This window comes from Bacillus pretiosus, assembly GCF_051294775.1.
GTDB lineage: Bacteria > Bacillota > Bacilli > Bacillales > Bacillaceae_G > Bacillus_A > Bacillus_A wiedmannii.
The window spans coordinates 1-280 of sequence record NZ_JBPPHF010000624.1 but is presented as its reverse complement, the minus strand read 5'-3'; the positions used below and the strand labels follow the sequence as shown (position 1 = coordinate 280).

Below are 280 nucleotides of genomic sequence, written 5' to 3'. Positions count from 1 at the left end.
TACCAATGGTATCAGTGGTAGGGGAGCGTTCTAAGTGCAGTGAAGTCAGACCGGAAGGACTGGTGGAGCGCTTAGAAGTGAGACTGCCGGTATGAGTAGCGAAAGACGGGTGAGAATCCCGTCCACCGAATGCCTAAGGTTTCCTGAGGAAGGCTCGTCCGCTCAGGGTTAGTCAGGACCTAAGCCGAGGCCGTCAGGCGTAGGCGATGGACAACAGGTTGATATTCCTGTACCACCTCTTTATCGTTTGAGCAATGGAGGGACGCAGAAGGATAGAAGA

The 280-nt window shown here is 53.6% G+C and carries 1 rRNA gene; it reads left to right on the top strand.

Annotation, left to right across the window (positions count from 1 at the left end):
• Positions 1-280 (top strand): 23S ribosomal RNA (locus tag ACSG5Z_RS32435); the annotation flags it as partial.